7 protein-coding genes and 1 pseudogene are annotated in these 9,200 nt (G+C 44.5%); 7 read left to right on the top strand and 1 reads right to left on the bottom strand.

What is annotated here, in order from left to right; all coding sequences use genetic code 11:
* A partial coding sequence (locus tag GXO74_04825; GenBank protein NOZ60981.1) for a hypothetical protein occupies positions 1-1,576 on the bottom strand: 1,576 nt, incomplete at its 3' end.
* Positions 1,577-2,000: 424 nt separating this feature from the next.
* On the opposite strand from GXO74_04825, the gene GXO74_04820 reads away from it, so the two are divergent.
* The 7 genes and pseudogenes from GXO74_04820 to GXO74_04790 all read left to right on the top strand — a co-directional run.
* Entirely contained in the window at positions 2,001-2,945 is a 945-nt protein-coding gene (locus GXO74_04820) for an AEC family transporter (GenBank protein NOZ60980.1), read from the top strand.
* 133 nt (positions 2,946-3,078) lie between these two features.
* Positions 3,079-4,074, top strand: coding sequence for a hypothetical protein (locus tag GXO74_04815; GenBank protein ID NOZ60979.1), 996 nt, complete (start codon positions 3,079-3,081; stop codon positions 4,072-4,074).
* A gap of 42 nt (positions 4,075-4,116) precedes the next feature.
* Complete coding sequence (locus GXO74_04810) at positions 4,117-6,642, top strand: T9SS type A sorting domain-containing protein (protein ID NOZ60978.1); 2,526 nt, start codon at positions 4,117-4,119, stop codon at positions 6,640-6,642.
* Between the two features lie 203 nt (positions 6,643-6,845).
* Complete coding sequence (locus GXO74_04805) at positions 6,846-7,211, top strand: archease (GenBank protein NOZ60977.1); 366 nt, start codon at positions 6,846-6,848, stop codon at positions 7,209-7,211.
* On the top strand, positions 7,148-7,279 hold the full coding sequence (locus GXO74_04800; GenBank protein NOZ60976.1) for an archease: 132 nt from the start codon (positions 7,148-7,150) through the stop codon (positions 7,277-7,279). Before GXO74_04805 ends, GXO74_04800 begins: the two co-directional genes overlap by 64 nt.
* Before the next feature lie 286 nt (positions 7,280-7,565).
* Positions 7,566-8,862, top strand: a pseudogene (locus GXO74_04795) (RtcB family protein).
* Positions 8,863-9,022: 160 nt separating this feature from the next.
* Positions 9,023-9,200, top strand: a 178-nt coding sequence (locus GXO74_04790; protein NOZ60975.1) for a hypothetical protein, incomplete at its 3' end; no start/stop codon positions are given.

Raw genomic sequence — 9,200 nt, 5'->3', positions numbered from 1 at the left:
CCTTGTAAAACGACGAGCCATTGGGCTTAGTCTTCCATGTCCCGGCGACTTCCGTATAACTCTCTGCGTCTGAATCATCCAAAATAATCTCGTACTTTCCAAAGTTAGCAACGATATTTTTAGGAGAGTCAATCGTTAAAGATTTTGGATTATCAGAACCAGACAGATCACCACTCCATTGAGTAAAAAGATTCACTCCTTTTGGAATTGCTCTGAATTCGATGACGGTATCTGGTTTCGCCCATAAGCCTGGTGGCGCAGGAATAATGGCCCCTAAGCTATCTGGAGTGGCAGATGTTGATACATAATATTGGCTCACTTGCCAATTTGCTTGTTCTTGAATCGGATTATTCATCACAACACTGCTGGGATTGCTGCTACCAGAATAAGCGCCCGTACCTGTTCCTGCCCAGGATGTGAATTGATATTTTGTATCGTTGTTAACAGTTACTTTATTTTCAACAGAAAATTGCGCTGTTTCTCCTGCATTGTACCAACCCTCCCCGGTCGGATTCCCATAATCTGAATTTACTGTCAAAAAATATTGTGTCGTCCAGGAAATTGTTTCTGTGATTGGCTCATTCACTGTAATTGAAGCCGGGTTATTTGCACCGCTATAACTGCCATTCCCAGAGCCAGCCCATGACTCGAAGAAGTATCGAACGCCAGATCCTCCGGCCGCAGGAGAATTGACTGAAATCTCTACAGTTTGGCCTTCATTGTACCAACCCTCTCCGGAGGGATTTCCATGATCAGAATTAATAGTTACGTGGTGTTGAGTATTCAAGGCAGCGGTAAAAACTGAATCGGAATAAGCAATTACGGTATGGGATCGGCTGCCACCGTCGCTCCAGGAAGCAAATGAATAACGAGTTCCCTGACCAACGCTTTGCGGAGAAGGCACATTAATGGTATGAGGATCCCCTGCATCCCAAGTCGCTTGATATGGAGTATCCCGCTCAACGCCATCGACGTTCACTTTTGTCCCTCCCCCAACAGAAGTAGTAACGGTAACAGTAACCGGATACGTTTCCACTGTAAAGGTACCTTCCTGCGGATTTGTGGCCGGAGTGCCGGCATTCAAAATGCAGCGAGAGAATTGCAGCGTTGTCTCATCCCCGGGATCGCCGACAACTGTAAAATCCAGTTTAAATAAAACTGCGCCGCCTGCAATAGAATTGTAAATATTGTAGCCACTAATGCGAATTTCATTATTCAACTCATTGCTAATTACTTGCAAAGAGTCAGAAATCGTCCCGGTTTTTACAAGGCTGACATTGGTCAATACACTCGGATCGAACGTGATCCAGATGTCAAAGGAATAAACATCCATGCCAGACATGTCGCCAATGTTTACAGGAATGGTAACCTGTGCGCCTGATTGCCCGGAAACATCGGGAATAGTGACTGGAACTTGACCAAAGGCAAAATTTGCAGTAACCAATGCAAAAGTGATAACAGAAATAAAAATTTTTCGCTTCATCTTGCGCCCCCTTGGTGTATTTTGGCGTCCCATCATTTTCCTCACAATGTTGTTTATCATAATTTTGGCAAAATCCTTAATCGCAACATTCATGCCATTGGCACTTTGGTTTCTTTAAACAAAAAACCAATAAATAATTCAAAAATTACTGATTCGCCGAAAATTAGTTCATTATTTGGCAATATTCCTATAATATCTTTGTTTTTCGAAGAAATTTCCAAATAAAAAGAAAAATAAGATTAAGCTTTATCAGAATGAAACAGCAAGCTATTTCATTTCATTTAATTTTGAAACCACATTGCTAATTTGCATTAATTTCTGAATTTATCGGGACATACTATTCTTACGTTACATGTGATAATAGCGAAAAACAAGGTTAATTGCGGAAGTTTATTTTGCTAAAAAGGCAAGAATTTAAAAATAAAATTTGTGCAATTTAGTCATTGATATTTAACGATAAAAAAGCTATATTAACAGTCAAATTTTTTTCAAAGAATCCATTCAAAAATAGGAAATTATGACCAATCTCCTCTTTTCCCTCAACACCGTCACTCCCGTCTTCCTCATCATTTTGCTCGGTTTCTATCTGAAACGACGCGAAATGATCACTACTGCTTTCATTGACACATCATCCAAAGTTGTATTTAATATCGCCATGCCGGCTCTTGTATTCGCGAAATTAGCAACAGCAGATTTTCAAAGCACTTTCCAAATTAAGCCAATCTTAATCGCTTATCTTGGTACAATTTCATTTTTCGGCATAGCCTGGCTCATCGCGATTGTTTTGACCAAGGAGGGCAAAGACCAGGGCGCGTTCATTCAAGCCAGTTTTCGCAGCAACTTTGCCATTGTCGGCTTTGCAATCATTTTTAATTTATTCGGCGAAAGCGGTTTGAGCAAAGCGGCGCTGCTGCTGGCATTTGTCATGCCCTTGTACAACGTGCTGGCTGTCATTGCTCTGGCGACAACCACGAATCTGGAAAAACAAATTCCCATTAAAAAAACAATCAAAGAAATTGTTACCAATCCGTTGATCATTGCTGCCTTCGTTGCTATTCCCTGCGCTCTTTTTCGTATCAAAATTCCGTTTTTTGCCGCAAAAGCCATCGACTATCTCGCTGCGATGACTTTACCGCTGGCATTGATCGGGATTGGCGGTTCACTGCATTTTTATTCCCTGCGCGAATATTCTGCCCTGACTTTCATCGCTGCTGCCATAAAAATAATCATTCTGCCGTTCAGTTTAATTTTAATCACGATTTTTCTGGGAATCCGCGGCGAAATGGCAGGTGTGCTTTTTGTAATGTTCGCCTCACCGACTGCTATTGCCAGCTTCATCATGGCGCGGTCTATGGGGGCAAATTCAGAGCTTGCCGGAAACATTATTGTTGCGACAACTCTGGGCTCGGTCATTACAATTTCGCTGGGAATTTTTCTGCTCAAATCTTTTGCTCTTATTTAAACAAAAAAAGCCCGATAAGGGAAACTTTTGCCGATTCCAGTCATTAGATTATCTTAAGCCCTTTAAATGTACGGTGAACTAACTAACTTTTTTACACCCATTATCCACAGCGTCCAATAGCGGAGGAATTTTAATGAAACGCTCAATTCTATTTTCGTTCTTTTTAATGCTATTTTTTTTGAGTCTTGCATTTGCCGACGAACCCGCCTTAATTCCTGTCGGCAAAGCAGAAGCAATCACCGGCGAAGGAATTTACGCCATGAATCCGCGCTGGTCGCCGGGCGGGAGAAAAATTGCGTTTACTGAGCCCAAATATGCCGGCATCTGGGTTTTGAACCTGAAAACAAAAGATTATTTTCAAGTCACTGACGAAGCAGGCGCTGGTTATGGCTTTCGCTGGTCAGCCGACGGCAGTAAAATTTTGGCTCGCGTTTCCAAATTTGAAAATTATCGCCGCTTTAATGCAGTTAAAATTTTTGACTTGAAAAATTCCCAAAGCTACCAACTCACCGACTATCGCACGCAAATGCCTGCATTACCACAATGGGCTGCGGACAACAACCACGTCTATCTTTACACAAAAAAGAAACTGGAAATTTTTTCTGCGAACAATGAAAATCAAGTATCAGCGACAGCCAGTCAGATCAGCGCGCAGAGGCCATTGATTTATTGGAATGATAAAAATATTTTCGCCCTTCGCGCCGGAAAAACCGAAACGCCAAATCTGCCTTTCGAGGGACCATTTCTCAATGTGGAATTATCTCCCGACGGCCAAAAACTGGCATTTGAAAAATACGGTGGTAATATGTTTGTTTTTGATTTGCTGACAAACAAACTCACCGACCTCGGCGAAGGTAATCATCCGCAATGGTCGCCCGATGGGGAAAAAATAATTTACATGATCACCAAAGACGATGGCTACAATTTCACGCAATCCGATATTTACGCCATTGACGCAGGCGGAAGCGGCAAAGTCAATTTGACAAAAACATCGCATTTGATTGAGATGAATCCCTGCTGGTCTCCGGACGGCAAAAAAATTGCTTTTGATGAAATGACATCGGGAAAGATTTTCATTCTCAAGGTCGCGGAAAGACCAAATAAAAAATTGCAAAAAAATATTCGATGAAATGAACCAGAAAAACTGTTTTGACGATGAGGAGTTTATTCGATGAAATTTTTCAAATATAGCGTCCTATTTTTGTTAATGCTTTCCAGCGCGCTATTTTCTCAACAGGTGACTGGGCTCTCCGGCTGGAATATCTTTTTAGACCCGGGCCATAGCCAGAATGAAAATGTCGGGATTTACAATATTTCCGAAGCGAAGCGAAACCTGCGCGTGGCTCTTCGGTTGAGCGAATTATTGCTGGAAAATACAGACATTGACACCGTTTATTTGTCTCGCACCAACGACCAACAGCAAGTTTCCCTTTCCCAGCGGACAGACAGGGCGAACTCCCTGGCTGCTGCCTGGTACCACTCAATTCACAGCAACGCCGGTTCGCCGGACAGAGACGAAACCCTACTTCTCTGGGGACAATATTACAATGGTCAGGAAAAAGTGCCCCACGGCGGTAAAAAAATGAGCAGCATCATGGTGGATCTTCTCACGCGAGGCATGAGAACGACGACGCTGGGTTCTTTTGGCGATTGCAGTTTTTACACCTGGAGTAACTGGTGCCAGCAAAGCGGCGGCCCCTATCTTCACGTCAATCGAACGACGACGATGCCTTCGGAATTGAGCGAAGCCGGGTATCATACGAATCCGAAACAGGCGCAGCTCTTCATGAATTATTTTTGGAAAAAATTGGAAGCAACGACGTTTTATTGGTCAATTTTGAAATTTCACGGCATCGAGCGACCTGCAGAGGGAATCGTAACCGGCATTATCAGCGACATCGACTCCCGCATTCCCATCAACGGCGCGGTCGTTTCCATTAACGGCAGAGTTGACACGACCGATACCTACGAGTCTGTATTTCACAACTATTCCCACGATCCGAATCAATTGCATAACGGCTTTTACTATTTTGACGGACTTCCTATTGAGCCGATGAAATTAATTGTCAGCGCGGAAAATTACAACGCTGACACGGTTCAGGTGACGCCCTCTGATACTTTTTTCACTTTCGTCGATGTGCAGTTAATCAGCCAGGTTCCGCCGCGCGTCGTTTCCACAACTCCGGCAGCCGGCGACACGAACGTTACGGCGTGGAACGATATCGTGATCGAATTCAGCAGACGGATGGACGCTGCCTCGGTCGTGCACAATTTGACCGTTTCGCCGGAAACGCAATTCCAATACATCTGGCAGCAAAACAGCACAAAACTCATCATGCGCACCGACACGCTACAATATCTGACGACTTACACGATCAATATTTCAGCCGACGCACAGGACAACTGGGGCCATTTTTTCGATGGCAACGGGGACAGCGTTGCTGGCGATGATTTTTCTTTTTCATTCAAAACCGGCTCCTCTGACCGTGAACCTCCCAAAATCGTGAGCAGTTATCCGCCAATCAATGCAACGGAAGTAGAAAATTTCCCCATCATCAACATTACTTTTGACGAAAAAATTGACACCAGCACGGTCACAGCAAATTCTTTCAAAATAAAAAATACCGCCACGGCAATATTCGAAAAAGTTACTCCTTTTCATTATCTCGTTAATGATCAGAGCGTCATTTGCTATGTTCCCCAGCAGCCGCTACAGAATGGCGTCAAATACATCGGCAGGGTTTTCCCGGGCATCACGGACGTGTTTGGCAATAGAATGCCGCGTTACAAATCGCTTGTGTTTACTGTGACATCCAGACAGTATGAGACTTCTTCGATTGAGCCGTTTGAATCTGACATCACGGCGAATTGGTGGGATCCAAGTTCCAGCGGAAGCACAACAGGCATTCAGCCGGACACTACTTTCAGGTTTGTGAGCCACGAAATTGTAAATCCGCTTACGCAAAGCACTTCTTCGCTTGGCTTGAGTTACGGCTGGAATGAAAGCGCTTCTGATTGGCTGATCCGCATTTACCTCAGCGGCGGGGCTCCGAAAAATATTCACTTTGACAAAAATCACATTCTGGAAATGTACATTTTCGGCGACGGCAGCGGCAACAAATTTCGTTTTTGCGTTGATGACAAAGTGCCGCAGACCGCGGCGGCGAATCACGAAGTGAGCCCCTGGTACACCATCGACTGGCTCGGCTGGAAATTAGTGAAATGGGACATGTCAACGGACAGCACAGGAACCTGGTTGGGCGACGGCAATCTGGACGGAACGCTGCGGTTCGACAGCATTCAATTGAGTCACCAGCCGGGTACTGCTGAAATCGGGCTGCTCTATTTCGATGATTTGCAAATCAAATCTCCGCTGCCGACTTCTGTGGCACAGGAGGAAAATCCGGAGCAGATTCGCGGGTTCTTTCTCGGGCAAAATTATCCCAATCCGTTCAACAACGCGACCGCTATTCCGTATCAATTGTCTGAAAAAGCGAACTCAGTCTCGCTGCTCATTTTTAATTCATTGGGTCAAAAAGTGGCTTCTTTTTCCGATTTAAATGCGGAACCAGGAAATTATTTGCTTCACTGGCAAACGGACAACAATGCCAGTCAGCCGTTGAGCAGCGGACTTTATTATTACGAGTTGCACGTCGATGATCAGACGCAAAGCCGAAGGATGATTTATTTGAAGTGATCGAAAAATACTACCCTTTCAAAGGTTCGAAACCTTTGAAAGGGTATCACGTCACTACGTTTTTTTATTGAGCTTACCTCAATTTCCTTTGTTTTTCACCATTCAATTTTTTTATTGACAAAGTTAGAAAAATTTCCCATATTATTTACAGCATAACTCTCCAAGACAAATTTGAATGAAAAAAATATTGGAAAGGGAAATTTATGCGCCCAACGAATCCTGCCGCAAAATACGAGCAGTTGGAACACGCCGGCGACATTCGGATTCGCGTATTCGGCGACACCATGAAAAATCTGTTCGATAATGCGGCTTTTGCTCTTTTCGACTTGATTACTGACGCGGACAAAATTCAGCACAATTTAGCCGAAACAGTCGAAGCGAGCGGGATTGACAAAGAGGAACTTCTGGTAAACTGGCTCACTGAACTGAACTTTCTTTTTCTCACAGAATCTAAAATTTTCAATAAATTCGAAATCGAGAAAATAACCGACAATGAATCATCGCCATGGCGCTGGGCGAAAAATTTAGTCATCACCGCCACCCGTTCAAAAATGAGATTAAGGCGGTGACTTTTCATGATCTGGAAATAATTCAGAAAAAGAATCTCTGGGAAACAAAAATCGTTTTTGATATTTAAACAAATGAGTCAATTCATGCTTTGCTGAAATATCACTTAATTGATAAAATTTAAAATTACTGTTTCCTACCAAGCATTAGGGGATCGAGTCAAGCATAGAAGCGATTATTTTGCCTCAAATAATTTATCACACAAATTTTTTAAAAAATGGCTGAATTCAAATTAAAAAAAATCCATGATTACCTTTGGGAAATCCCCAAACAGGGGGCGATGAATGTCCCGGGGCGCATTTATGCTTCAGAAAAAATGCTGACAAAAATCCACGGACAACGCTGCGGTACAGGTAATGAACGTGGCGACTTTGCCGGGAATTTTGAAATATTCATTTGCCATGCCCGACATTCATTGGGGTTACGGCTTTCCCATTGGTGGCGTTGCCGCGTTCGACATGGACAACGGCGTCATTTCTCCCGGCGGCGTGGGCTACGACATTAATTGCGGCGTGCGCTTGTTGAAAACAGGCCTTTCCCGAAAAGACATTCAGGACAAAATCAAAAACATTGTCTATCGGTTGTTCAATTACATCCCCAGCGGCGTGGGCTCCACCGGCAAGCTGAAAGTTACCAATCAGGAACTTGATCAGGTTTTAAAAAAAGGCGCGCTCTGGGCAGCGGAAAACGGTTTTGGCGATGCTGGCGATTTGGAAAAGATAGAAGAAAGCGGACAAATGGAAGGCGCCGATCCCGATTTTGTCAGTGAAAGAGCGAAAAAGCGAGGTCGTCCCCAATTGGGGACGCTTGGCTCGGGAAATCATTTCGTGGAAATTCAGTACGTGGATCAGGTTTTTGATGAAAATTTAGCCTCGCGGCTGGGGATTTTTAAGAATCAAATTACGATCACCATTCACACCGGATCGCGCGGATTTGGGCATCAGGTGTGCGATGATTACATTCGCGTGATGATTAAGGCGTCGGAAAAATATTCCATTCATCTGCCGGACCGTCAATTGTGCTGCGCGCCGATCCAATCTCCGGAAGGGAGACAGTATTTTTCCGCTATGGCTGCCGCGGTAAATTTTGCCTTTGCCAATCGACAAATCATTTCCCACTGGGTACAGGAAGCATTCATGCGTGCGCTGGGAATGAGTCCTTCTGACATAAAATTAAGCATCGTGTACGAGGTGGCGCACAATATCGCTAAAATGGAAACGCACATCGTGGACGGAAAATCTGCGAAATGCTGCGTCCATCGCAAAGGCGCCACGCGGGCTTTCGGACCCGGCAACTCGGCGCTGCCGGAAATTTATCGCGACATCGGACAGCCGGTGCTCATTCCCGGTGACATGGGACGCTATTCCTATGTGCTCGTTGGGACCGATAGTGCGATGGAGCAAACTTTTGGTTCGACGTGCCACGGCGCCGGCAGACTTTTGAGCCGCAGAAAATCGAAGCAGCAAGCGCGCGGCAGTCAGAGACGAACTGGAACAAAAGGGAATTTTTTCCATGGCAGCAAGCCGGGCAACGATGGACGAAGAAATGCCTGAGGCGTACAAAGATGTTTCCGACGTCGTCGAGGCTGTTGTCGGCGCCGGGATTTCGAAAAAAGTGGCGCGATTGAAACCGCTGGGGGTAATTAAAGGCTGATTTTTGGGGACACGGAGTAACAGATTTTTTTTACCACCAAGGCGCCAAGACACGAAGAAAAAAATATTTTTAAAATTTTGTGTCTTCCTGGCTAAAGGCATTACAACTGAATTGTCAAACTATGTTTTAGAAATAAATTCCAAACCATGAGGTCAAGCCCGTGGACAAAGAGCAAGCCAAAGAACGCATTTCGGAATTACAAAAACAAATTCAATATCACAACTACCGCTATTACATTTTAGATGACCCGGAAATTTCCGACGCGGAATACGATCGGCTGATGCGCGAGTTGCAAGCGCTGGAAAATCAATTCCCGGATTTGGTCACGCCCGACTCTC

The sequence above is a fragment of the Calditrichota bacterium genome, from assembly GCA_013152715.1.
In the GTDB taxonomy this organism is placed as follows: Bacteria; Zhuqueibacterota; Zhuqueibacteria; order Thermofontimicrobiales; family Thermofontimicrobiaceae; genus 4484-87.
The sequence above is the reverse complement of the archived record's forward strand: the minus strand, read 5'-3'. Positions and strand labels throughout refer to the sequence as shown.